The organism is Hyphomicrobium sp. CS1GBMeth3 (assembly GCF_900117455.1).
Classification (GTDB): domain Bacteria; phylum Pseudomonadota; class Alphaproteobacteria; order Rhizobiales; family Hyphomicrobiaceae; genus Hyphomicrobium_C.
This window is the reverse complement of record NZ_FPHO01000003.1, coordinates 2187328-2211011: the sequence shown is the minus strand read 5'-3', so window position 1 is coordinate 2211011 and position 23684 is coordinate 2187328. Positions and strand designations below refer to the sequence as shown.

Annotated in this window: 18 protein-coding genes; 8 read left to right on the top strand and 10 right to left on the bottom strand. The window is 63.8% G+C overall.

Annotated features, from left to right (window positions below; translation table 11 throughout):
* Window positions 1-49 precede the first annotated feature (49 nt).
* The gene (locus CS1GBM3_RS17790) at window positions 50-862 is read left to right on the top strand and encodes an ORF6N domain-containing protein (RefSeq protein WP_072396937.1); all 813 of its coding nucleotides are present in this window, start codon (window positions 50-52) and stop codon (window positions 860-862) included.
* Between the two features lie 57 nt (window positions 863-919).
* On the opposite strand, the gene CS1GBM3_RS17785 is transcribed toward CS1GBM3_RS17790, so the two are convergent.
* The 4 genes from CS1GBM3_RS17785 to proS all read right to left on the bottom strand — a co-directional run bounded on the left by CS1GBM3_RS17785 (window position 920) and on the right by proS (window position 5146).
* Complete coding sequence (locus CS1GBM3_RS17785; protein WP_072396935.1) at window positions 920-1591, bottom strand: DUF2147 domain-containing protein; 672 nt, start codon at window positions 1589-1591, stop codon at window positions 920-922.
* Window positions 1592-1779: 188 nt separating this feature from the next.
* Window positions 1780-2484 (bottom strand): ABC transporter ATP-binding protein, encoded by a 705-nt coding sequence (locus CS1GBM3_RS17780; protein WP_072396933.1) that lies wholly within the window; start codon window positions 2482-2484, stop codon window positions 1780-1782.
* Between the two features lie 20 nt (window positions 2485-2504).
* Window positions 2505-3773, bottom strand: coding sequence for a lipoprotein-releasing ABC transporter permease subunit (locus CS1GBM3_RS17775; protein WP_072396931.1), 1269 nt, complete (start codon window positions 3771-3773; stop codon window positions 2505-2507).
* Window positions 3774-3799: 26 nt separating this feature from the next.
* Window positions 3800-5146, bottom strand: a complete 1347-nt coding sequence (proS, locus tag CS1GBM3_RS17770) for a proline--tRNA ligase (protein WP_072396929.1) — start codon at window positions 5144-5146, stop codon at window positions 3800-3802.
* 755 nt (window positions 5147-5901) lie between these two features.
* Here proS and CS1GBM3_RS17765 point away from each other — a divergent pair.
* The 7 genes from CS1GBM3_RS17765 (at window position 5902) to CS1GBM3_RS17735 (ending at window position 15023) form a co-directional block, all read left to right on the top strand.
* Window positions 5902-6918, top strand: a complete 1017-nt coding sequence (locus CS1GBM3_RS17765; RefSeq protein ID WP_171946521.1) for a formylglycine-generating enzyme family protein — start codon at window positions 5902-5904, stop codon at window positions 6916-6918.
* A gap of 17 nt (window positions 6919-6935) precedes the next feature.
* A complete protein-coding gene (locus CS1GBM3_RS17760; RefSeq protein WP_083567733.1) occupies window positions 6936-8363 on the top strand; it encodes an ATP-binding protein in 1428 nt (475 codons plus the stop codon).
* Window positions 8360-8977, top strand: coding sequence for a response regulator transcription factor (locus tag CS1GBM3_RS17755; RefSeq protein ID WP_072396926.1), 618 nt, complete (start codon window positions 8360-8362; stop codon window positions 8975-8977). Before CS1GBM3_RS17760 ends, CS1GBM3_RS17755 begins: the two co-directional genes overlap by 4 nt.
* 460 nt (window positions 8978-9437) lie before the next feature.
* A complete protein-coding gene (locus CS1GBM3_RS17750) occupies window positions 9438-11327 on the top strand; it encodes a PQQ-dependent dehydrogenase, methanol/ethanol family (RefSeq protein ID WP_072396924.1) in 1890 nt (629 codons plus the stop codon).
* 177 nt (window positions 11328-11504) lie between these two features.
* Window positions 11505-13325 carry a quinoprotein dehydrogenase-associated putative ABC transporter substrate-binding protein gene (locus CS1GBM3_RS17745; protein ID WP_072396922.1) on the top strand — a complete coding sequence of 607 codons (1821 nt, stop codon included), beginning with the start codon at window positions 11505-11507 and terminating at the stop codon, window positions 13323-13325.
* Window positions 13326-13357: 32 nt separating this feature from the next.
* Entirely contained in the window at window positions 13358-14323 is a 966-nt protein-coding gene (locus CS1GBM3_RS17740) for a PQQ-dependent catabolism-associated beta-propeller protein (RefSeq protein WP_072396920.1), read from the top strand.
* A gap of 82 nt (window positions 14324-14405) precedes the next feature.
* On the top strand, window positions 14406-15023 hold the full coding sequence (locus tag CS1GBM3_RS17735) for a response regulator (RefSeq protein ID WP_072396919.1): 618 nt from the start codon (window positions 14406-14408) through the stop codon (window positions 15021-15023).
* Window positions 15024-15034: 11 nt separating this feature from the next.
* On the opposite strand, the gene CS1GBM3_RS17730 is transcribed toward CS1GBM3_RS17735, so the two are convergent.
* From CS1GBM3_RS17730 to ileS, 6 genes are all read right to left on the bottom strand, one after another.
* On the bottom strand, window positions 15035-16414 hold the full coding sequence (locus CS1GBM3_RS17730; protein WP_244534688.1) for a glucose-6-phosphate isomerase: 1380 nt from the start codon (window positions 16412-16414) through the stop codon (window positions 15035-15037).
* A gap of 103 nt (window positions 16415-16517) precedes the next feature.
* Window positions 16518-17885: a M16 family metallopeptidase gene (locus CS1GBM3_RS17725; RefSeq protein ID WP_244534687.1), complete on the bottom strand. Its 1368-nt coding sequence runs from the start codon at window positions 17883-17885 to the stop codon at window positions 16518-16520.
* Window positions 17886-17957: 72 nt separating this feature from the next.
* Entirely contained in the window at window positions 17958-19352 is a 1395-nt protein-coding gene (locus CS1GBM3_RS17720; protein ID WP_072396918.1) for a M16 family metallopeptidase, read from the bottom strand.
* Between the two features lie 219 nt (window positions 19353-19571).
* Window positions 19572-20048 carry a hypothetical protein gene (locus CS1GBM3_RS17715; RefSeq protein WP_244534686.1) on the bottom strand — a complete coding sequence of 159 codons (477 nt, stop codon included), beginning with the start codon at window positions 20046-20048 and terminating at the stop codon, window positions 19572-19574.
* 50 nt (window positions 20049-20098) lie between these two features.
* Entirely contained in the window at window positions 20099-20629 is a 531-nt protein-coding gene (gene lspA, locus CS1GBM3_RS17710) for a signal peptidase II (RefSeq protein ID WP_072396916.1), read from the bottom strand.
* Window positions 20626-23655 (bottom strand): isoleucine--tRNA ligase, encoded by a 3030-nt coding sequence (ileS, locus tag CS1GBM3_RS17705; protein ID WP_072396915.1) that lies wholly within the window; start codon window positions 23653-23655, stop codon window positions 20626-20628. The genes lspA and ileS overlap by 4 nt, the downstream gene beginning before the upstream one ends.
* Window positions 23656-23684: the final 29 nt, after the last annotated feature.

Here is a 23684-nt window from a genome sequence, read left to right as displayed (position 1 = left end):
TGTATTCCAATCTTGAGGTCGCAGTTTGCGACCTCAAGAACGGCACCCAATGGCGAAGAAGCCCCTCCCCCCTGCTAAGTCATCTCCCTCCAGCTCCGGAAAGCTTGAGATCTATGAGTTCCGGGGGCAACAGGTTGTGCTCGATCACGAAGTCGCCAAGCTTTTCGGTGTCGCGACCAAGCGATTGAACGAGCAAGTCGCGAGGAACCAGGACAAGTTTCTCGATGATTTTGCGTTCCGCCTGACGAGCGAGGAATTCGACGACCTGAAATCACGATCGGTGGCCGCAAGCGATCAGTGGGGCGGCACGCGCTATCCGCCGCGCGTTTTCACGGAACATGGGGTCGTTATGGTGGCTACCGTGCTCAAGTCGCCGCGAGCAATCCAGGCGACGCGCTTCGTCGTGAAAACATTCGTCGAAGCCAGGCACCAGCGTCTCCTGAGCAAGCGGTCCAAGGCGGGCGCAGCCCAGCGTCCACCACCGCTCGGCCTCCGCAGCGACCTGATGAGCAAGATTAACTCCGCCCTCGGCCACGTCCTCGATGCGATCGTTGGCTCGCGCAGCGCAGTCAGCGCCAGGGGCGAGGCAAAGGCAATCGCGGCCGAGGGGCTCAAATCGATCAAGGACTATCTGAAGACGGCCAGCATTCAGAACGAAAAGACCCTCGTCGAAATCCGGAAGATCGTGGCTGAGGCGGAGAGCATCGAAGTTGCTACGGCGGGCAAGCGCGCCGAGAACCGGCACAGGGAGCTTGCTCTGCTCGCAAAAAAACTGCGCCTGGTCTTGCAAGCGCAGCACCATACCGAGACGGGCAGCGTCGAGGGCCTGCTGCAAGTCCTCAAGGATCTCGAGAAGCCATGAAAAAAGGCGGCAAGCCGGGAGGCTGCCGCCTTGTCCGCGTATCGTGGCGGTTTCCGCCTACTCCTCGCCCTTGCAATCGAAGTCGAGCTTCACCCACGGCGTATCGACTTTGCACTTGCCGTCCTTGCGGGTGAAGACGTCGCCGGCAATGCCCTCGATATCGACGCTCTTCTTGCCATTCTCGGCAACGTTGGTCTCGCTGTCCTTCGGCGTGTCCTGAGCGGCTTTCGGTTCGCTGGGCTCAGCGCCTGCACCAGGAGCCGGTGTCGGGCTGTCCGGCGCAGAGCCAGGCGTGGTCGCGGCTTCCTGCGTCGAGCAGCGTGTGAGATCGTCCGGTGCCTTGGTCCAGATCATGGTCTTGGACAGGAAGCTGATGCCGGCATAGCCCTTGACCTTCAAGGTGCCGTCTTCGAGCGGCGTCACCTCGACGTTGTACTTCTTTTTCTTCTCGGGGCTGTAGATCCAGGCGTTGTCGCCGCCCCAGACGCCGCCACCGGACGAAGCCAGGTCGCCGATGATCTGGCGGCCGCAGCCACTGGCATCGCTCGTATCCTTGACCCAGACGACGTGGCCGCAGAGCTTGCCGTCGCAGTCCTTGATCTCGATGGCGCCGCGGCCAGTGTCGTTCACCCACACGCCGGTCGGATCGCCGGCGGCAAATGCCGGTCCCGACGCCAGAAGCGCAGCTGCCAGTGCGGCGCTACGAAGACCTTGTCTCTCGAACGGCATCGCTGCCTCCTTTCGCTGTCGCGTTTCGTCTATACGGTTGCTGAAACGCGTTCTTGTCATGTTCAAGGCGCGTATCAATGACAAATCCGATCCAGCCGGACCTCTGCGCCATTGTTCTCATACGCCGTGCGCGCGCTGTTCCCCGGGAAACATGGTTCACCGGGACATAGGGTGTTGGGGCGGGATTTTTACACCGCCTGCGGCGAAATTTCGACCAACTGGCCGCTATCGAGCACAACCACGCGGTCCATTCGCCGCGCCAACTCGAGGTTGTGGGTTGCGATCAGGGCTGCGACGCCCTCGCTGCGGAACAGACCGATCAGCTCCTGAAACACCAGCTCCGACGTTCTCGGGTCGAGGTTTCCGGTCGGCTCGTCGGCAAGAATGAGACGCGGGCGGTTTGCGAGCGCGCGGCAGATTGCGGTGCGCTGCTGCTCGCCGCCCGACAACTCCGCAGGGCGATGCTCGACCCGGTCCGCGAGCCCGAGCGAGCTCAGGAGCTTGCGCGCACGATCCTCGCCCTCGCTGCGCGAGCGGCCGAGGATCATCTGCGGAATGGCAACGTTCTCCAGCGCCGAGAACTCCGGCAGGAGCTGATGGAACTGGTAGATGAAGCCCATCTCTGCGCGGCGGACGCGCGTGCGTTCCTGATCGTCCAGCGCCGTGCAGTCACGTCCGGCGATGATGACGTGGCCGGCATCGGGTGTCTCGAGCAGCCCCGCGATGTGCAGCAGCGTCGACTTGCCGGCGCCCGAGGGGCCGACGAGTGCCACGCACTGGCCCGCCCAGACGTCGACGGCGGCACCCGCGAGCACGTGGATTTCGCGCGCGCCCTGGCGGAACACGCGCTCTAGCCCCACGAGGCTCAAAACGGGAATATGCTGGACATCCATATCTTGCACCGGCTCTGCCCTCACTCGTAGCGCAGGGCTTCGACGGGATCGAGGCGGGAGGCGCGCCAAGACGGATAAAGCGTCGCCAATATCGAGAGCACCAGCGCCATGACCACGATCGAGCCGGTCTCCACCGGGTTTATGTCAGCGGGGAGCCGGGTCAGGTAATAGACGTTCGGATCGAATACCGTGGTGCCCGCCATCCAGGCGACGAACTGGCGGATCTCCTCGATGTAGGCGCAGAACACGACGCCGATGATCAGGCCGGCCAAGGTGCCGAGCACGCCGATGGATGCGCCGGTTATGAGGAAGATGCGCATCACCGAGCCTTTCGAGGCTCCCATGGTGCGCAGGACGGCGATATCGCGCCCCTTGTCCTTCACGAGCATCATGAGGCCGGAGATGATGTTCAGGGCCGCGACCAGCACGATCAGCGACAGGATGATGAACATCACGTTGCGCTCGACCTCGAGTACGGTGAAGAAGGTCTCGTTTCGTTGTCGCCAATCGGTGACGTTTATGGTCGGTCCGGTCTCGCCGCGTATTCGCGCCGAGACCGCCTCCACAGCCTCTGGGTTGGCTATGATGACCTCCAGGATGTCGACCTCGCCGTTCTTCGAGAAGTAGCGCTGCGCCTCCGCGAGCGGCATGAAGATCATCGTCTTGTCGTACTCGGCCATGCCAAGCTCGAAGATGGTCGTCACCGGATAAGTTTTTGATCGCGGCGCAGTGCCGAACGGCGTCGTGGCGCCGCGCGGGGAGATGATCGTCAGCGAGTCGCCGACGTTGATGCGCAGCATGTTGGCGAGCCGCATGCCGATGGCGAGGCCGCCGGCTTCGTCGAAGCCGTCGAGCGTGCCGTAGCGGATATTGTTAGCCACCAGCGGCAAGGCCTTGAGGTCGGCCTCGCGGATACCACGCACGGCCGCCCCCAGCGCCTGCACGGCGGAGGAGACCATGACCTGGCCCTCGATCAGCGGGATGGCGCGGACGACGCCTTCGGCGCGCAAGGCGGCCGCGACCATGTTGTCGTAATCCTCGAACGGCTCGCCGATCTTGTAGATGACGACATGCCCGTTGAGGCCGAGGATCTTTGAGAACAGCTCCTTGCGGAAGCCGTTCATCACGGCCATGACAATGATCAGCGTCGCGACACCAAGCATGATGCCGAGAAACGAGACGGCGGCGATGACGGAGACGAAACCCTCCTTGCGCCGCGCTCGGAGGTAGCGCGAGGCCAGGAGCCATTCAAACGGCGCGAACGGCTTGGTATCAGTGCCTGCTGCCATCGGCCTCCCCTCCACTTTCCGAGTACTCAGGCCAGCACGCGCTGATCGACGACCTGATAAATTATGCGCTCAATCCCCGCTTCCGTCGGCAGCGTTTCGCGCGCGCCCGTCTTGCGGTCCTTGGTCTCGATTTCGCCTGCCTTGACGCCCTTGGGGCCGACGATGATCTGGTAGGGTATGCCGATCAGATCCATGGTCGCAAACTTGGCGCCTGCGCGATCATCAGTGTCGTCGTATAGCACCTCGATGCCGGCGCCCTCGAGACGCGTCTTGATATCGAGGGCCGCCTTGTCGGTCGCCGCATCGCCAGTCTTGAGATTTACCACCGCGACCTCGAACGGCGCCACCGGCACCGGCCAAACGATGCCGGCGTCGTCATGGCTCGCCTCGATGATGGCGCCGACGAGCCGCGATACGCCTATACCGTAAGACCCCATCTCGAGCGTGACCTGCTGACCGTCCGGGCCCTGGACCCGGCATCCCATAGGCTCCGAATATTTGGTGCCGAAGTAGAAAATGTGGCCGACCTCTATGCCGCGCGCGGAAACGCGCTTGTCCTCCGGCACCTCGCTCTCGAAGCGCGCCGGGTCGTGCTTCTCTTCGGTCGCGGCGTAGAGCGACGTCCAGGTGTCGAAGATCGGGGTCAGATCGCCCCAGAAATCGGTATGCGGGCTCGGAATCTCTCCTTCGATCAGGTCCTTGTGGCAGAAGACCTGGCTCTCGCCGGTCTCGGCCAGGATGATGAATTCGTGTGAGAGATCGCCGCCAATGGGGCCGGTATCGGCGCGCATGGGCACGGAGCGCAGTCCGAGGCGCGCGAAGGTGCGCAGGTAAGCGACGAACATGCGCCGGTAGGCGGCGCGGGCGTCGTCCTTCGTGAGGTCGAAGGAATAGGCGTCCTTCATCAGGAACTCGCGTCCGCGCATGACGCCGAAGCGGGGGCGGATCTCGTCGCGGAACTTCCACTGGATGTTGTAGAGGTTCTTCGGCAGCTCCTTGTAGCTCTTGATGCTGTCGCGGACGATGGTGGTGATGACCTCCTCGGCGGTCGGCCCGTACAGCACGTCGCGTTCGTGGCGATCCTGGATGCGCAGCATCTCCTTGCCGTAGGCCTCGTAGCGGCCGCTTTCGCGCCAGAGGTCGGCGGACTGGATGGTCGGCATCAGGAGCTCGACGGCACCGGCCCGGTTCTGCTCATCGCGGACAATGCCCTCGATCTTCTTCAAGACCCTCAAACCGAGCGGCAGCCAAGAGTAGATGCCCGCCGCTGACTGGCGGATCATGCCGGCGCGCAGCATCAGCTGGTGCGAGACGATCTCGGCTTCCTTGGGCGTCTCGCGCAGGACCGGCAGAAAAAAGCGGGAAAGATGCATTTGGCGATATTCTTATGTTGCAGCGCCGAAATATTCATGGGCAGACGGACGCCCCTCTCGCCCGCGGCTCGGGGAATGCGCCGCAGGCGTGAATAGCCAGGATTGCAGGCCAGAGCAATCAAGCATCGCGGTTGGCGCACTGCGAAACGATCCGTCGTCGAAACGTCATAGTGCCGACCCGAGAGCCGGCGGTTGCATCGGTATTGGGCACCTGCGTTTTTTTCTCTCAGGCCCCGTGACATAGCGCCGCCGTTCGGCTATGGTGCGCTCGTTCACGTGACAGGGACGAAGCCAATGACATCCAAGTGGCTCGGGGCCCAGGTCTAGGGAGAAAATGGCCGTAGAACCGGGGCTCTGTTCCGGAATCTTCGAGCCGCAATAGAGCAGACGGCGCGACAAGCGTCGCCATCACGAGCCAAGTGGAAAGAGCAAGGCACCTCTGCCTTGCTCTTTGCATTTTCAGGATACCGATGATTGCGCGTGCCTCTGTCGTGATCAACTTCGCGCCATCGCGCTTCTGACGATCGAAGCGCTCCGGCGACGCAAGCTCCATACCCGCACCTTCACGCATCCTTCAAAGCGAGATCGCACGCGCATTAACGCGCGCAGCGACTTCCGCTTGCGCTCTGCGACATTTTGGACCATTAGGACAATGTAACCTTGTTACATTGAAACTTTCCATGATGCGCAGACACAAACTCACCCCTCTTTTCTGGGCACTTAGCCTTTCCCTCGCGGTCCCCCCGGCGACCGAGGTGTCTGCAAATCCGAGCGCGGCGGACGCCGCGACGGATGGCCCGCAGCTGCAGGCGCTCCTCGATCGCGATCCGCTTGCCAAGGACGCCGTGGCCGAGCGTGCGGCCAGGTTGGGGTTGGCTCTCGTGACGCTGCGCGTCGGTGGGGACGTTGACTCTCGCATCACCGGCGGCGGGAAGCCTTTTGCAGATTGCGCCCCGGCAGATGGATGTCCGCTGTTGGTCGTAGTGCCGGCGTCGCCCACGGGATTTGCCATCGGATCACCCGAGACCGAAGCCGACCGCGGCGGCGATGAGATACTGACCGAGGTTACCCTGCGCCCGTTCGCGATCGGAACGCGGCCGGTGACGGTCGCCGAGTACAAAGCGTGTGTCGCGACAGGCGGATGCAAGCCGCCCGAGTGGCTCGAACCCGACGGTCGCCACCACATCGAGACCGGATCCAGCCGCTATTATCGCAACCTGGGCGATGCGGTGACCGGCGCCGATCAGCCGATCGTCGGCGTGAGCCATGTCGATGCCACCGCATATGCGCGCTGGCTCGCAGAAAAAACCGGGCACGGCTATCGCCTGCCCTCGGAAGCCGAATGGGAGTTCGCCGCGCGCGCCGGCAGCAAAACCGCCTTCTGGTGGGGCGACACGCTGCCGGACGACGGCGTCGTACGTGCGGCCTGCACGGGATGCGGCAGCCAATGGGACAACAAGTCTCCGGCGCCGGCCGGCGCGTTTCCCGCCAATCGCTGGGGTCTTCACAACGTGCACGGCAACGTGTGGGAGTGGGTCGCGGACTTCTATTGCGAAGACTATGCATCGGGCCCGAAAGACGGCTCGCCACGCTTCGCGGACGATTGCCCTGCCGTCGGCGATCGCCCGCCGGCGCGCGGTGTGCGGAGCCTGCGCGGGGGCTCGTCGTTCTTCCCGCCGAAAGCCATGCGGTCAGCCATGCGCGTGCGCAACGTTCCGGATTTCCGCAACTTTAGCGTCGGATTCCGCGTTGCCCGCGATCTCGGGCTTTGAGCCGGATCGGGATCACCATGCCTCTCGTGCGCACCCTCACTGACTTCGCCAACCCATTCGGACCGAGAAAATCCGAATCCTTGAGCGCGACCATCATCCGCAACATAGCCATCGTACTGCTGCTCAGCCTGCTGCTGAGCGCGCTTCTCACGTACTGGCAGGCGGCAACGAAGGTCGAGACAGAGGTCGGGGCGGCGCTGTCGCTCGCGGAAAAGACCGTCCGCAAGGTGGTGCAGGAGGTGGCGCACGACGACGATCCGCGCCTCGCGCTCGTGCGCCTCGTGCGCGTGTTCGATGGCAACCGCCACGTCAGGGCGTCACTGGTGGAGCCGGAACCGATCGGGGCGCGCATCTCGAGCTTTTCGGCACCGGGCGAGGATCTGCCCGAGTGGTTCTATAATCTCATCGCGCGTCCGCCGACGGTGATCCGCATCCCGCTGCCGGAGGGCATCAAATCCTACGGCCTGATCGAGCTCGAAGCCGAACAGCGCGGAGAGGTCGGCGAGGTGTGGGACGACTTCGTGCGCAGCATGGTGACGCTCGCCATCTTCTTCGCGCTGGTCTCGACGCTGATTTACATCACCGTGCGCCGGGCCCTCGCGCCGCTGCCGACGCTCTCGGCGGCCTTCGAGCGTCTCGGCGGCGGCGACTACTCGGTGCGCGTCACGGAAAGCGGACCGACAGAGCTTGCCAAGCTTTGCACCGGCTTCAACGAGATGGCCGGGCGCCTCGGGCAACTGGAGCGGCGCAACCGCGAGCTCAACGAGCAACTCGCGACCGTGCAGGAAGAAGAGCGCGCAGACCTCGCGCGCGACCTGCACGATGAGGTGAGCCCGTTCCTGTTCGCCGTCGATGTGGACGCGACGAGCATCCGCCAAATGGCGGACGGCACGGCTCTGGAGCCGGCCGTGGTCGCGACGCGCGCCGACGCGATCCGCGAAGCCGTGGCGCACATGAAAAAGCACGTGAAGTCGATCCTCGGGCGCTTGCGTCCCGCCGTGCACCTCGAGCTCGGGCTTGCCAACGCCATCGAGACGCTGGTCGCATCCTGGCAGCTGCGCAATCCCGACGTCAGCTTCGACGTGGATGTCACGGATCGCAGTTGCGGCCAGAAGCTCGACGCCGTGATCCACGGCATCGTGCGGGAAGCGATCAGCAACGCCTTCAAGCATGGAAACCCAACCGAGATCGACGTCGCGGTGACGCGTGACGAGGACGACGACGTGCGCGTCGTCGTGCGCGACGACGGCGGCGGCCTCGAGCCTGCGAGCCTGTCCAGCGGCTTCGGCCTCGTCGCCATGCGCGAGCGCGTGACGGCGCTCGGCGGGACGGTTGATATTACCAATCGGGATGATAAGGCAGGAGTGTCTGTGGACGTGCGGCTGCCGATACGGGAAAGTTATGCGGCATTCGACGGATCCGCCGATGCGGGGGACAGCGCATGAAGGTTCTTGTCATCGACGATCACGCCGTCGTTCGCCAGGGCGTCCAGCGTCTCCTGTCGACGCTGCCGAACGCCACCTTGCTCGAAGCGGCCACCGCACACGAGGCGCTGGCGCTGGCGCGCAAGGAAACCCCCGACGTCGTCATCCTGGATATCAACCTCGAGGGGGCGAGCGGGCTCGAGCTTCTGAGACGCCTGCGCATCGAGAGTCCCTCGATCCGGATCTTGATGTTCAGCATGCATTCCGAGCCGATCTACGCCAACCGGGCGCTCAAGGCCGGCGCTTACGGCTATGTCTGCAAGAGTGCGGGCAGCGAGGAGCTGCTGACAGCCGTGCAGCGCGTCGCCGAAGGGCAGCGCTACCTCGACAGCAGCATGGCGGGCGAGCTCGTCATGAGCAGCGTGCGTTCCGAGGATCCCCTGCGCAAGCTCACCAACCGCGAGATAGAGATCCTGCGCATGCTCGGCGAAGGCAAAAGCCTGCAGGGGATCGCGGAGGCCATCGGCATCGCCTACAAGACAGTTGCGAACTCCTGCGGGCGCATCAAGGAAAAGCTGGATTTGCCACGCACGTCGGATCTCATCCGCTTTTCCATAGAAAACCGCCGCAATTAGTTTTGGGCTGTTTTCTCCGCATTCGCATTTTCTCATCAAGCCTTGAAATCCCAGGTATTATTCCCGTCAATCCGGGAGGGGATCACGACTGCGTGATCGGGAATGTTGGCAATCCACATCGGGAGGTAATCCCATAGTGGAAGTCATTCGTGTTGCCTAAGGTCCCGCTGCTTGCAGGATGGCTGGGGCGCCGTGAAAGCCGCTCTCCTCCTTGGGTTCTCCCGGCGCCCAGCTCTCTCTGAAAAGCGTCCATCGCTCCATACTGATGGAGGTCAGCACAGCCTAGTTGACAGTTTGAATGCGCAAAAACGATCGCGGCTTTTTCAGCTGCTGATGCGGTTTTGCGCAGCGAGAGATCTCGTTTTTGGGCAAGCCCGACAAATGAGATGACGTGGGTTTCAAAAAGGCGCCGTGTGGAGAGTCGCCCTCGAAACCCGCACAAGCCAGGAGAGGAAACGCGATGAAACAGAGGTTAGCCTTTGTAGCGGGCGGCGTAATGGCCGCCCTGATCGGCATGAGCGGGCCCGTGCTCGCCAATGCCGAGATCGAGAAAAACGCCAAAAACGAAAATCTGTGGCCCGCGCCGGGCCGCGACAACAAGTTGACGCGCCATTCGACGCTCAAGGACATCAATACCGAGAACGTCTCGAAGCTGGGCTTCGTCTGGTCGCAGTCGACCGGTGCGCTGCGCGGCCACGAGGGTCAGCCGGTTGTCGTCGAGCATGACGGCAAGCCGATGATGTACTTCTCATCGGGCTGCCCCAACATGGCCCAGTGCAACATCCTGCAAGCCCTGGATCTCTCGGATCCCGACAACCCGGTGCAGGTTTGGAACTACGTCAAGAAAACCGACCGTGACGAGTCGGCCGTGCCGCGCGCCTGCTGCGACACCGTTCACCGCGGCGTCAACTACGCTGCCGGCAAGGTGATCTACCATACGCTCGACGGCTTCGTGATCGCTCTCGACGCTACCACTGGCGCCGAGAAGTGGGTCGTCAAGCACGCCTATCCGGAGCATGGCGAGACCATCACCGGTCCGACGCTGGTTGCCGAGAACCTCGTCATTGCCGGCTTCGGCGGCGACGAGTTCGCAGCTCGCGGACGCCTCACTGCGTACGACATCGAAACCGGCAAGGAAGTGTGGAAGTGCCACTCGACCGGTTCCGACAAGGACGTCTGCCTAACGCCCGATACCAACAAAGCGAACCCGCACTACGGCACGGCGGGCACCGACATCGGTATCACCTCGTACCCGGACACCAACGGCGGCGAGTGGAAGATCGGCGGCGGCGCCTATTGGGCCTGGGGCAGCTATGACCCCGAACTCAAGCTCGTCTATTGGTCAACCGGTAACCCCGGTCACTGGAGCCCCAGCTATCGTTGCGGCGACAAGACTCACGACGAGTGCAACACCGGCAAGTGGGATAATAAGTGGTCGATGACCATCTTCGCCCGCAAAGTGGACACTGGCGAGACGGTCTGGGCTTACCAGATGACGCCCTTCGACCAGTGGGACTATGATGGCGTGAACGAGAACATCCTCGTCGACAACCTCGACGTCGATGGCAAGAAGCACAAAGCGCTCGTCCACTTCGACCGCAACGGCTTCGCCTACGTTCTCGATCGCGTCGACGGCACGCTTCTGCGCGCCAACAAGTTCGTGACCGTCGACTGGGCCGAGAAGGTCGATCTCAAGACCGGCCGTCCGATCAAGGTTTACGAGCACTCGCCCTTCGAGGTCGGCCGTAACGTCGCTGCTTGCCCCTCCGCCATGGGTGGCAAGGACCAGCAGCCCTGCTCGGTCGATCCCAAGGAGCCGAACAAGTTCTACTGCCCCACCAACAACTGGTGCATGGAAGACGAGCCTCAGGAGCGCACCCACACGCAGCAGGGCACGGTTTACGTGTTCGCCAACGTGTACATGTATCCCGAGAAGCCTGGCATCTCCGGCAAGATCAAGAAGTTCGACGTCGTGACAGGCAAGGCCGATTGGGAGATCCCCGATCCCTACCCGAACTGGTCGGGCACCATGGTCACCGACGGCGGCCTGATGTTCTACGGCTCGAAGAGCGGACACTTCCGCGCCGTCGACCGCAACACGGGCAAGGTGCTGTGGCAGAAGAAGCTGGGCTCCGGCATCATCGGCAACCCGATCACCTACAAGATCAAGGGCAAACAATATGTCTCGATCTTCTCGGGTCTGGGTGGCTGGATCGGCATCCCCGTCACCGCTGGTCTCGACATGAACGATAAGTTCGGCGCGATCGGTGCCACCGCGATGGCGAAGGCCACCGGGCTCGACAAGATCCCGCAGGGCGGCGAGCTCTACACCTTCGCACTCGGGGAGTGATCGTAACGTGACTGGTGGACGCCCGGTGTCTTGCGACACCGGGCGTCTTGCTGTCGTACGAGCCTGGATTTGCGCGCGAAACTGTGATCGCCCCGTGATCGTCCCGAGGGACGTCACGGACTTGCGGGGACGACGCGCCGCATATAAAAGCAACATTATAACGTAAATAGGTGAAGCGTGAGGAAGCTGTCGCACACCCTGCTGTTCGCTTTGCTCGTCACGGCGCCTTCCGAAGGCCTCGTCGCAGCGGACAACCTGCGCTCCTATACGAAGAACAAGACCTTCGACGAGCTGACCGCAACAGAGCACACGAAAGCGCGCCAGGATGCGCGCAACATGAAGCTCAACAGCCCTCTACGCGTCTGCGCCGATCCCGGCAACATGCCGCTCTCGTCCAACACGCAAGAAGGCTATCAGAACAAGATCGCGAAGATCCTCGCCGAGGATCTCGGCACGCACGCAAGCTTCTTCTGGCGCCCCTATCACGAGCGCGGGTTGACGCGCGAGACATTCCAGAACGACGAGTGCGATATCCTGATGGACATGCCGGTCGCATTGCAGGACCTGCTGACGACGGATCCGCTTTACAGCACGACCTACGTTTTCGCCTATCGCGCGGACAAGAACCCCAAGATCGAGAGCCTCGACGATCCCGTTCTCAAGGATCTTCGCATCGGCGTCTTCCAGCATTCCGGACTGCGCGAAGCGCTCGAGCGGCGCGGCCACAAGAACCTCGACCTCCACATCATCGCCTACGACACGGACCTACAGCCGAAGCATCAGCCCTGGCAGCAGGTGCAGAAGGTCATCGACGGCGATCTCGACGTAGCCGGCGTCTGGGGTCCGTTCGCCGGCTGGCTCAAGACGCAACGCAACGAACCGATCGTGATCCAACCCGTGAACCTCTGGGAGAACGAGGTTCCGATGGAATTCGAGCTGGCGATCGGCATGCAGCGCAACCAGGTGATGCTGAAATACATGCTCGACTGGTCGCTGACCCGCACCAGGGACAAGATCGCCGCGGTGCTGAAAGAGTACGGCGTGCCGCTGGTCAAATGCTCAAAATGCGCGGTGGATGGCGAGCTGCCGGCGCACGGCTCCTACTACGACCGCATCCGCAAGGTCTCGCAGGATCGGTTCCTGAAAGAGGCCCCGCGCATCCTACCGACCGACAAAGCGGCGCCCGACCAGATCGTCACCGAGGATCGCCTCAACCAGTGGCTTTCGGACGGTGCCAACGTCAACCAGGAGCTTGCCAACGCCGTGCTTGCCAAGGATGCCGAGCGCGTCCGCTTCCTCATTTCGAAGGGCGCGGACGTCAACACGCGCGACAGCGTCGGCTTTTCGCCGCTCGATACGGCGGCGCGCAATCGCGTCGCGAGCCTCGTCGAGATCCTGATCGACGCTGGCGCGGACCCTGATGCGGCCGACGCCGACGGGTTCTTCCCGCTGCTGCACGCCATCAATCGCAACCACGTTCCGACCGTCGAGGCGCTGGCGAAGAAGGGCGCGGATCTCAACAAGAAGAACAAGCAAGGAATCACGCCGCTGTCGTGGGCCATCGGCGACGGAAAGTTCTTTGCCGCGAAGGCCCTGATCGATGCCGGCGCAGACGTCAACGCGCGGTCCGGCTACGAGGACGTGACGCCGCTCATGGTGGTCGCCACGCAGATCGCCGCGAAAACGCGTTCGGGCAACCTCGCGCAGGGCCCGCAGCCGCTCGACCTTGCGCGCGCGCTGATCGACAAAGGTGCGGATGTCAACGCGCTTTCGAAAGACGGCGTCAACGCGTTGATGATCGCGGCCGGCCATAACAACGCGGCCATCATCGGACTGCTCGTTGGCGCGGGCGCCGATCCACATGCCAAATCCAAGCAGGGCAAGACAGCGCTCGAGATCGCCGACAGCGCCGGCTTCGACGCCGCGGTCGGCGCCTTGCGGTTCATGTCTAAGCCGGCCGGCAGCGCGAAGAAGTCAGACGTTCCAGCACAAAACTGAGCGCAGACGATCCTGAGAAACGAAGGACCGCAATGCCGATCAAAGCCATCGCCACTGCCGCCGCTCTGCTACTCGCGGCTCCGCTCCCCGCGCACGCACTCTTGATCTTCGTCACCAACGAGAAGGACAATACGGTTACGGTGCTCGACGATAGCCTCAAGGTCGTAAAGACGATCGAAACCGGCTTGCGCCCGCGCGGCATCCGCATCACGCCGGATTTCAAGGAGGTTCTCGTCTGCATCGGCGACGACAACCGCCTGGATGTCATCGACACAGAGACGCTTGAGATCTCGCGCACGCTCGACTCGGGGCCGGACCCGGAGCTGCTCGACGTCTCGCCCGACGGCAAGCGGATTTACATCGCCAACGAGGACGAGGGCTATGTCACGGTCATGGAGGCGGCCGACGGCCGCGTGCTGGCAGAGATCATGATCGGCGTCGAGCCGGAAGGGATGGCAGTGGCGCCCGACAACAAGATTACCGTCGCCACGTCCGAGCAGACGAGCATGGCGCACATCATCGACAACGAGACGCTGGAGGTGCTTCAGAACATTCTTGTCGATACGCGCCCGCGCGAGGCGCAATTCACCAATGACGGGCGCTTCGTCTGGGTGTCGGCGGAGATCGGCGGCACGGTGTCAGTGATCGACGCCAAGACCTACAAGCAGGTGCACAAGTTCGGATTCGAGATTCCGGGCGTCAATCCGGAGCTGATCCAGCCTGTCGGCATCGAGATGTCGACGGACGGAAAGCTCGCTTTCGTGGCGCTGTCGCACGCCAACCGCGTGGCTGTGGTGGACACTGAAACCTACGAAATCAAGACCTATATCCTGGTCGGGCAGCGCCCCTGGCATATGGCCGTGCATCCCGACGGATCGCAGCTTTTCGTGGCCAACGGCCTCACCAACGACATGACCGTGGTGGACGTCGCGACCCTGAAGGCGCTTCGCTCAGTCCCGGTCGGGCGGCTGCCCTGGGGCGTCGCGATCAAACCTTAACGACACGCGGCGAAACCGCGTTTGAAACTACATGAGGCCCGCAATGCATGTTAGCCTCGGGGCACGCGAGGAGGCTCGTAGCATGAAGATCCTAGTCGTCGATGATCATGCCGTGGTGCGGGAAGGTATTCGCCGCCTGCTCTCGACGATTTCCGGCGCGGAGATCCATGAGGCAGCGACCGCCCAGGACGCGATGGCGCTGTCGCGCTCCGTCAGCCCCGACGTTGTCGTGCTCGACATCAACCTCGATGGCTCGAGCGGGCTCGAGCTGCTGCGCCGGCTCAAAGCTGAGAATGTGGGGGCGCGCATCGTGATGTTCACCATGCACTCGGAGCCGAGCTATGCCATGCGTGCGCTCAAGGCCGGTGCCGCGGGCTATGTCAGCAAGAGCGCGGAAGCGGGCGAGCTAGTTACTGCGGTCAAGAAGATCGCATCCGGCGATCGCTATCTCGACCGCTCGATGGCGAGCGAGCTGGTGTTCAGCCAAGCCTTCACCGAAGATCCGCTGCACAAGCTCTCGAACCGCGAGGTGGAGATCCTGCGCCTGCTCGGCGAGGGCAAGAGCCTTGCCGAGATCGCGGCCACGTTCGGCATTGCCTACAAGACGGTCGCGAACTCCTGCAGCCGCCTCAAGGAGAAGCTCGGTGTCGAGCGCACGGCTGACCTCATTCGGCTGTCGGTCGAGCGGCGGATCCGCTAGCGGCGCGCAGATCAGCGCGCGAGGCGCTCGCGCGTCAGCGTCTTGGCAAGCTCGACGGCCGGCTGATCAAAAGGATCGAGTTCGAGAAGACGTCCCGCCAGGATCGTCTCGATCATGAAGTGCATCAGCAGCGCGCCCATCGAGCGCTCGTCCAGCACCTCGACATCGAACGTGCGTACGGGACGGCCGGCCTGGATCAGCGCCTCGGCGATAGCGTGCGCCTGGGCGTCCACCACGTCGCCGATGGTCTTACCGCCGAGGAACGCCTGTCCGGCGAGTTCGGCCCACCCAGCGTCGAGCAGCGGGCCTTGACCGGCGCTTGCGACGCGTACGACGGTGACCGCGATCTCACGCGGGCCATCCATGAAAAGCTGAAGCTGGCTGTGCTGGTCGACAGGGCCGAGCGCTGGAACCGGCGTTGTCCCCTCGCCGCCCTTGCCGAGGCTCTCGGCCCAGAGCTGCACGTACCAGTCCGAAAAACGGCCGAGACGGTCGTTGTAGGGCATCATCACCAGCGTGCGGATACCGCGCTCCTTCGAGAGGCCGACGGCGGTGGCGGCGCCGATGGCAGGCGCGAAGGCGGCTGGGAAGGAGGCGTTGACGAGCGCGTCGATGACCTCTCGGGCGCCAGCGCGGATCTTGCGCGCATCGAGCCCGCGCGCGATCGCCGGGAGGAGGCCGACGTTCGTCAGGCAGGAGAAGCGCCCGCCGATGCCGGTGTGGTGCTCCAGCATGGGCACGCCAAGGCTCGCGAGCAGTGCCCGCAGACCGTTTTTCTTGCCGCCCGGCTTATTATCCGGCTCGGTGATGCCGAGGAACAGCTGCGGGATGCGATCCTCAAGGCCAGCGTCCTTGATAACCGCGAGGGTCGCGAGAAGCTGTGCCAGCGTCTCGGTCGTGCCACCCGACTTCGACGTCACGATGAAGCGCGTCTTTTCGAGATCAAGACGGGCAAGGCCGGCGGCGAGCGTCAGCGGGTCCAGATTGTCGTAGAAGCGCGTGCGCGGCCTCGTGCGGCGGCGCTCGGAGCAGCAGGACACGCCCGGCAGATTCCAACCGCCAAGCTGGGCCAGAGTCTGCCCGCCCAGCCCCGAGCCGCCCGTGCCGAAGAAGACGATGGCCTCGGCGCCCTCGGCAAGCCTGTCGAAGGCGGCCTCGGCGGCGTCGAGATCGGCCGTCTCGTCGGCGACCTTGAGCAGCGGCAACCGGCCGGAGGCGTGGTCCGCCTTGAGGTCGTGCAGCGCGGGCGCGAGCTTCTCAAGCCAGCGGCCGAGCTCTGCCTCCGTCAGCCCGTGCTCGCCGATGGCCCCCGAAAGGGATCCTGCGATGGACTGTCTGTAAGGGGCGGAGGAGACGGAGGTGGCAGCGTTGGGCATTGTCATGGCTGTCATGGCATCCCGCATAACCGTTTGGAAGGACATGGGTTCCGCGCAGGGCGTAACCGTTTTCCGGTGTCATGCCAAGTGCGGCCGCCGTCGCAACGGCCCCCAAAGGTCAGCCCTTGGTGTCGGCCGGTGCGGTCGCGGGCTGGCCGACGACGGTGATGATCAGGCCGTCGGTGTCGAGCAGGCGCTTGGCGACGCGCTTGGCATCCTCAATTGTCAGCGCCTCGATCATCTTGTTGCGGTTTTCGATGTACTCGGGGCCGAAGTCGTCCTCGAGCAGGCCAAGCAGCTGGCTTGCGATCTTGGCGTTGGTATCGAAGCGCAGCGGGTAGGAGCCGATCAGGTATTTCTTAGCGTTCTCCCACTCGTCCGCGGTGGGACCTTCGTCGGCAACGTGCTTCAGCTCCTTGCGGATAACCTCGAGCGACTGGTGGATGGCATCGGCACGGGTGGCGACGCCGCCCGACATAATGGAGGCGTGCCGGAAGGGTTGCAGGTAGCTGTAGACCGAGTAGGCGAGGCCGCGCTTCTCGCGCACCTCCTCCATCAAACGCGAGGCGAAGCCACCGCCGCCGATCAGCTGGTTCAGCACGAACGCGGCCATGAAGTCCGGATCCTTGCGCGGCATGGCGGGAAGCCCGAACACCGCGACCGACTGCGGCACCTTCATCTCGACCCACTTCTCGGTGCCCTTGGCCAGCGTGGCGGCGGGCACGGACGTGAGCTCAGCCGTCTTGGGCAGATCGCCGAACACTTCGTCGAGCAGCTTGCCGAGGTCCTCGGCGGTGATGTCGCCAACCGCCACGACCCTAAGGTTATTCTGTGCGAACGTGCGCTTGCGGAACGCCTCGAGATCGTCGCGCGTGACGGCCTTGACGGTTTCAGCGGTGCCTTGCGCCGGGCGCCCATACGGATGGCCCGCAAACGCCACCGCATACCATTCCTTGGCGGCGACGCGCTCGGGGTCGCGATCGGAATAGACGAGATTGGCGAGAAGCTGGCCGCGGATGCGCTCCACGGCATCGGGGTCGAAACGCGGCTTCGTCAGCGCGAGCTTGAGCAGCTTGACGGACTCGGCGCGGTTCTCGGTCAGCGTCTGGAAGTTGCCGTAGAATGCGTCCTTGCCATCCTCGTAGCGCATCCGCATGGCGAGCGTTTCCATCTGCTCCTGGAAATCGCTCGAAGTGATGTCGCCTGCGCCCTCGTCGAGCATCGCGGACAGGAAATTGGCGACGCCATCCTTGCCCTCGGGATCCTGCGCGCTGCCGCCCTCGAACGAGAAACGAAGCGCGAGAAGCGGGTTCTCATGGGCTTCGACAAGCCACGCCTTGATGCCGCCGGGGCTGGTGATTTCCTGGATCTTCATAGCGTGAGCGGGCCTGGCAAAAGAAAGACTGAGGGCGAGTACAAGAATGGAAAGCGCGATCGCGAAGTCGATACGGGCGAAGCGCACGAGCGGGCGACGGAGCATATCCATTGAACGGTCCTTAGAGGGCATCCGGCAAGGTGTGAAGCTGTTCCCGATCGAAAAGCGGCGGACGCGTCGGTGCTACGACCGGCTCTTGGACGCCGGCCGCTCGGCGCGCGCCGGCTCGGGAGACGGAGTCAGGTAGCCGGTCACGGAGCGCTTGAGGTCCAAATAAGTGCCAGCGACGCGCTTGATGTCGTCGACGGTCACCTTGGCCAGCTCATCGGGCCAGCCTTCGATCTGCGCCACCGTGCGCCCGAGCGCCATGCCCCAGCCATAGCGGCGGGCAAGCGAGGCCTGGTCATCGTTCTCGTAGACGTAGTCGGCGACGTAGCTCGAGCGGGCGCGCTTCAACTCGGCTTCCGTGACGCCCTTGTCGCGCACTTCCGCCAGAACCTCATCGATCACCGCCTCGATCTTCGGCAACAGCTCAGCGCCATCGGCAGAGACGGCGTAGAGGCTGATCGAGCCGCTATCGAGGCCCGAGCCGGAATAGCGGCCGCCGGCGGAGGAGGCGATCTTCTCGTCGACGACGAGACGCTTGTAGAGGCGGCTGGTGGCGCCGTCGCCCACGATCTTCATCATGAGATCCATCGCCTCTGCCTCTCCGGGCTTCGCCGTGACGTAGCTCGGCACGAGATAGTCGCGATGGAAGGACGCGTTGCCGGCGCGCGGATCCGAATATTCGACGCGGCGCGCAGCGCGCGGCGGCGGCGCGTCGGGACGCTTGCGCGCCTTCTCGACGGCGGGGTTCGCCGGGATCTGGCCATAGGTCTTCTCGGCAAGCGCCCGCACCTCGTCTGCCGTCACGTCGCCAGCGACGACGAGGATGGCGTTGTTCGGCGCGTAGAAGTGCTTGTAGAAGCCCAGCGCGTCCTCGCGCGAGAGCTGGGCCATCTCATGCTCCCAGCCGATGACCGGGATGCCATAGGGGTGCGAGTAGTACAGCGTCGCGCTCATCTGCTCGTCGAGGATGGCGGCCGGGTTATTCTCGATGCGGCTGCGACGCTCCTCGAGAATCACGTCGCGCTCGGTCAGCACCTCTTTCTCGGTGAGGCGCAGGTTGACCATGCGGTCCGCCTCCATCTCCATGACGGTCGGAAGACGCTCCTTGGCGATACGCTGGAAGTAGCTCGTGATGTCGTGGCCGGTGAAGGCGTTGTCATTGCCGCCGAGGCGGGCCACGATCTTCGAGAACTCGCCGAGCGGGATCTTGTCCGTCGACTTGAACATCAGGTGCTCGAGGAAGTGAGCGATGCCGGAGACGCCCTTCGGCTCGTCGGCGGCGCCGACCTTGTACCAGATCATGTGCGTCACCACCGGTGCGCGGTGATCGGGGATCACGACGACCTGAAGCCCATTGGCGAGGGTGAACTCGCTGGTGCGGGGTTTGGCATGGGCTTCAGCGGGGGCGATGGCGAGCATGATGGTGGCGATCCAAATGAAAAGGCGCAAAACGCCCTGTGATTGCATCATCGTGATCCTCGGTTGCGAGAGATCGCTAGGCAGCGGCGGCAGCCCGGCGCCGACCGGACGAGCAGAGAAAATAGCTGCACGAGATCTCGGCATTCGGTCCGTTTTTGTCAAATGACAAGGCGTTCATGTCGGGTTGAACAGCGCCCACAAGCGCCGGAGTAACCCGCTGTAATCATGATGTATTTTGCAGCACCGCGGACACGAAGCGGGCAGGACGGATCACTCGTCCTCTTCCTCGTCGGAATTCCACTTCTGGATGGCGGTGAGCACCGAGCCACGGCACGGCCCCAGCGGGCCTGTCGCGCTATCGGCATCGTTGTCACCACGGGCTTTCGCCTGCTCGTAGTTGACCTTGCAGTACTCGGCCTGCTGGCGCTCAAGCTCGGCGCGGGACGTCTTGGCCACGACGTCAGGATCGGCGAGCGCGGCAACCTCAGCCGCCTGCCCTTCCGGTGGCAGGCCCGGCTCTGGGATCCGATCCGGGCTCGGCGGCATGACGAGGGGCGCGCGGGCTGCCATCTTGGGCTCGGCAGATTTGGACTTGCCGCTGTTGAGGCCGACGACGTCGAAGATCTTACCGTTGAGCTCGAGGTCGTCTGCCGCGCAGCCCGAGAGCACCAGCGCGCACAGCATCGCTGCGGCAGGCGCCAAGCGCATACCGAACCGTCTGCCGGTCGATGTCGTCTTAACCGTCAACTCGCCCGCCCCCTTTTTGCCGATAGAGTCCCGAGCCTTATGAGCCTGAACTACATCGGGTTTGCGGCGTCATTGCGACTCCCCGTGAACGAGTCATACAGGAGGGCCGCCACGCCAGCAACAATGGCCACATCGGCGATGTTGAAGACGTACCAGTAGAAGCCGAAGGCGTGGAACGAGAAAAAGTCCGCCACCCCCCCGATCAGGACACGATCGAGGCCGTTTCCGAGCGCGCCGCCGATGATCAGGCCGAGCGCCCAGGCCATCAGGCGGCCGGTTCCGGCCGCCGCCAGCCACGCCCAAAGGGCGACCGACACGACCACCGAGAACAGAGCGAGAACCAGCTGCCAGCTATAGCTCGATTGATCGAGCAGCGAATAGCTGATGCCGGTGTTCTTCACGAACACCAGATCGAGGAACGGCGTGATGGTGACGCGGCCCTTCTCCGCAATCCGGTACACAAGCAGCATCCACCACTTGTGCGCCTGATCGATCACGAAGACGGCGGCGGCGACTTTCAGCGCCAGCTGCGAGTATGGCCCCCAAAGCCAGCGGGAGAGACGGCTTCCTTCTGCGCTCATGCACCAGCCCGCTCTTCGAGCTCGCGCACGGCGGCGGCGTCACGGGCCGAGAGATCGGGATAGCCGGGGTCGGAGCCGACATCCTGGGTGATGCGCCACGAGCGCGCGCACTTGCGGCCCTCGGCGCGCTGCACGACGACGCCGACGCCCGGTACATCGGGTAGCGTGAAGGCGTTCTCCGGCGGCAGCTTGTGGGTCAGCGTGGCGGCGCTCGTGATGGCGATCTCGGCCAGGTCGACATCCTGTACCGCCTCGTGCAGGGCGGCGTCGGTGACGAAGATCTCGGGCGCGGCCTCTAGGCTTGAACCGATACGCTTGGCCGCGCGCTCGATCTCGAGGGCGCCGGTCACGACGCGGCGCACGGCGCGCACGCGCTCCCACTTCTCGGCCAGCGCATCGTCGCGCCAAGCCTCGGGCACGGCCGGGAACGTCTCGAGATGCACGCTCCGCTCGGAGCCGTAGCGATGCGTCCAGGCCTCCTCGGCCGTGAAGGCCAGGATCGGGGCCAGCCACGTTGTGACGCAGCCGAAGATCTGGTCGATGACCGTCAGCGCGGCGCGGCGCTTCAGGCTCGAATAGGGCTCGCAGTAGAGCGCGTCCTTGCGGATGTCGAAATAGAACGCCGAGAGGTCGGTATTCATGAACGGCGACAAGGCCGCGACGACGCCGCGATAGTCGTAAGCGGCGTAAGCGGCGCGAACCTCCGCGTCGAGCTCGGCCAGCCTGTGCAGCATCTGGCGCTCGAGCTCTGGCAGCTCCGCGCGCGGCACCTCAAGCTCCGGTTTGTAGTAATGCAACGCGCCGAGCATCCAGCGTAGCGTGTTCCTGAGCTTGCGGTAGGCTTCGGCAGCCGACTGCACGATCGCCGGGCCGAAGCGGATGTCGTTCGTCGTGTCGGCGGAAGCAACCCACAGGCGCAGAATATCGGCGCCAGCCGTTTTCATCACGTCCTGCGGCGACAGCGCGTTGCCCTTCGACTTCGACATCTTCTCATCCCCCTTCTCGTCGAGGATGAAGCCGTGCGTGAGCACAACGTCGAAGGGCGCGCGGCCGCGCGTGCCGCAGCTCTCGAGCAGCGAGGAATGGAACCAGCCGCGGTGCTGGTCCGAGCCTTCGAGGTACATCACGCGGTCCGGTCCCCCGTCGCGCACGCGCTTGATGCCGGCGAGGCCAGGAAACTCAGCCGGATCTTCGAGCGTGAAGGCGTGGGTCGATCCGGAATCGAACCAGACGTCGAGCACGTCGCGCACCTGCTCCCACATCTCGGGATCGTATTTCGGCGCGAGGAAGCGCTCGGCCGCGCCGGCCGCGAACCAGGCGTCGGCGCCTTCCTTGGCGAAAGCTTCGGCGATGGCGGCGTTGACCTCTTCGTCGCGCAGGATCTCGCCTTCCTTGAAGGCGTCATGATCGCGCTTGGCGACGAACACCGTAATCGGCACGCCCCAGGCGCGCTGGCGCGAGACGACCCAGTCGGGACGATTGGCGATCATGCCGGTGATGCGGTTCTCGCCGGCCTCGGGCACCCATTCCGTCGCCTTGATCTCGGAGAGTGCGATCTCGCGCAGCGTGCGGTTGTTGCCGCTCGCGAAGCCCTTATCCATGGCGATGAACCACTGGGGCGTGTTGCGGAAGATGATGGGCTTCTTCGAGCGCCACGAGTGCGGATACTGATGCTTGAGCCGCCCGCGCGCGATGATATTGCCGGCCTCCTGAAGTGCCTTGATAACGGCGTCGTTGGCGTTGCCCTTGTCACCGTTCTCTTTCAGAACGCGCTTGTCGCTGAAGCCGGGGGCCTCTTTCGTGAACACGCCGTCGGCGTCGACGGTGAACGGGATCGTGGTGTCGATGCCGCGGTCGCGCAGCGCCTTCTGGTTGGCGATCCAGATGTTGTAGTCGTCGGCGCCATGGCTCGGCGCCGTGTGCACGAAGCCGGTGCCGGTGTCGTCGGTGACGTGATCGCCGTCGAGCAGCGGGACGTCGAAATCGTAGCCGAGCGCGGCGAGGGGATGGGTGCACAAATAGTTTCGTAGATCATTGGCTGAAACAGATTCCCGGCGTTCGAATGCCTCGACCTTGGCTGCCTTCATCACGTCGGCCGCGAGCTTATCGGCGAGGATGTATTTATCGCCGACTTTTGCCCAATTGCCTTCGGGTGTGGCCGTGACTTCATACAGCCCATAGTCGATCTTTGATGAGAAGCTGATGGCTCGGTTGCCTGGGAGCGTCCAGGGCGTGGTCGTCCAGATCACGACGCTCGCGCCAGCGAGCCCCAGCGTTTCGCTGCCTCGCTTGGTGGCGGTATCGCGCCTGTCGACCGGAAACTTCACCCAGACCATGTCAGACTGGTAGTCCTGGTACTCGACCTCGGCTTCGGCGAGCGCCGTCTTCTCGACCACGCTCCACATCACCGGCTTCGAGCCGCGATAGAGAAGCCCGTTGGCGGCGAACTTCATCAGCTCGCGCGCGATGGTCGCTTCCGCCGCGTAGCTCATCGTCAGGTACGGATGATCCCAGTCGCCGACGACGCCCAGGCGCTTGAACTCCTCGCGCTGCACGTCGACCCACTTCTCGGCGAACTTGCGGCATTCGTCGCGGAAGGCGTTGATGGCCTCGGGGTCCGAGAAGTTCGGCTTCTCGCGGCCCTTGGCGCGGTACTGCTCCTCGATCTTCCACTCGATCGGCAGGCCGTGGCAGTCCCAGCCCGGCACGTAGTTGGAATCGAATCCCAACATCTGCTGGCTCTTGACCACCAGATCCTTCAGGATCTTGTTCAGTGCGTGGCCGATGTGGATGTGGCCGTTTGCGTAAGGCGGGCCATCGTGCAGCACGAATTTCGGCCGCCCGCGGGACGCCTCGCGCAACTCGCGGTAGAGATCGCGCTCCTGCCACTTCTCAAGGATCTTCGGCTCGAGCTGCGGAAGGCCGGCGCGCATCGGAAAGTCCGTCTGCGGCAAAAAAAGCGTCTGGCTCCAGTCTCGCGCCGCCTCCTTGTCTGCCGTTTCCACGCCACTCGTGCCCTTCGTCATCGTCGGCCTGTCTTTCCGTCTTCGGTCCT

Excerpts from the sequence above, each read along its gene's own strand:
- CS1GBM3_RS17790 (WP_072396937.1), top strand. The coding sequence starts at position 50 with ATGGCGAAGAAGCCCCTCCCCCCTGCTAAGTCATCTCCCTCCAGCTCC.
- CS1GBM3_RS17785 (WP_072396935.1), bottom strand. The coding sequence starts at position 1,591 with ATGCCGTTCGAGAGACAAGGTCTTCGTAGCGCCGCACTGGCAGCTGCG.
- CS1GBM3_RS17780 (WP_072396933.1), bottom strand. The coding sequence starts at position 2,484 with ATGGATGTCCAGCATATTCCCGTTTTGAGCCTCGTGGGGCTAGAGCGC.
- CS1GBM3_RS17775 (WP_072396931.1), bottom strand. The coding sequence starts at position 3,773 with ATGGCAGCAGGCACTGATACCAAGCCGTTCGCGCCGTTTGAATGGCTC.
- proS (WP_072396929.1), bottom strand. The coding sequence starts at position 5,146 with ATGCATCTTTCCCGCTTTTTTCTGCCGGTCCTGCGCGAGACGCCCAAG.
- CS1GBM3_RS17760 (WP_083567733.1), top strand. The coding sequence starts at position 6,936 with ATGCCTCTCGTGCGCACCCTCACTGACTTCGCCAACCCATTCGGACCG.
- CS1GBM3_RS17755 (WP_072396926.1), top strand. The coding sequence starts at position 8,360 with ATGAAGGTTCTTGTCATCGACGATCACGCCGTCGTTCGCCAGGGCGTC.
- CS1GBM3_RS17750 (WP_072396924.1), top strand. The coding sequence starts at position 9,438 with ATGAAACAGAGGTTAGCCTTTGTAGCGGGCGGCGTAATGGCCGCCCTG.
- CS1GBM3_RS17740 (WP_072396920.1), top strand. The coding sequence starts at position 13,358 with ATGCCGATCAAAGCCATCGCCACTGCCGCCGCTCTGCTACTCGCGGCT.
- CS1GBM3_RS17735 (WP_072396919.1), top strand. The coding sequence starts at position 14,406 with ATGAAGATCCTAGTCGTCGATGATCATGCCGTGGTGCGGGAAGGTATT.
- CS1GBM3_RS17730 (WP_244534688.1), bottom strand. The coding sequence starts at position 16,414 with ATGACAGCCATGACAATGCCCAACGCTGCCACCTCCGTCTCCTCCGCC.
- CS1GBM3_RS17725 (WP_244534687.1), bottom strand. The coding sequence starts at position 17,885 with ATGGATATGCTCCGTCGCCCGCTCGTGCGCTTCGCCCGTATCGACTTC.
- CS1GBM3_RS17720 (WP_072396918.1), bottom strand. The coding sequence starts at position 19,352 with ATGATGCAATCACAGGGCGTTTTGCGCCTTTTCATTTGGATCGCCACC.
- lspA (WP_072396916.1), bottom strand. The coding sequence starts at position 20,629 with ATGAGCGCAGAAGGAAGCCGTCTCTCCCGCTGGCTTTGGGGGCCATAC.
- ileS (WP_072396915.1), bottom strand. The coding sequence starts at position 23,655 with ATGACGAAGGGCACGAGTGGCGTGGAAACGGCAGACAAGGAGGCGGCG.